At 64.3% G+C, this 459-nt stretch carries 1 protein-coding gene; it reads left to right on the forward strand.

Annotated features, from left to right (window positions below; all coding sequences use genetic code 11):
* A partial coding sequence (locus QN357_RS19305; RefSeq protein WP_323505444.1) for a hypothetical protein occupies positions 1-387 on the forward strand: 387 nt, incomplete at its 5' end.
* Between the last annotated feature and the right edge of the window lie 72 nt (positions 388-459).

Below are 459 nucleotides of genomic sequence, written 5' to 3' on the forward strand. Positions count from 1 at the left end.
GCCCCGCACAACGCCGGCCCCACCCTGACCGCGGTCATCACAGCGCTCAAGGCAACAGACCTGGGTGCGCTCTACGATCTGGGAGACCCGAGCCTGCGAAACGGGCTCACCCGGGAACAGTTCGTCGCCACCATCGGCGCTACCGGCGGCGGCAGCGTCACAGGTTTGGCTCCCACAGGCGCCACGACGTACGTCACAACCAGTGCCGGGGCGGACTTCGCGCTCACCCCGATCACCTTCGACTACGTCAAGAACGGTGCTCCCGGTGAAGTCACAGCCCACCTCCGCCTCATCTACACCGGAGGCCAGTGGCGTTACATGACCATGCAACCAGACAACGCGCCCTCGAACTCGGACAGCAACACGCCTGACCCGACCGTGCCCTAGGAGCGTGAGTCAGTAACGCCTATTCGGCTTTGATGCCAATGAATGCCTCCGATGTCGTCGGGTTGGGTTGGG

Source organism: Cryobacterium sp. RTC2.1 (genome assembly GCF_035018685.1).
GTDB classification, from domain to species: domain Bacteria; phylum Actinomycetota; class Actinomycetes; order Actinomycetales; family Microbacteriaceae; genus Cryobacterium; species Cryobacterium glucosi.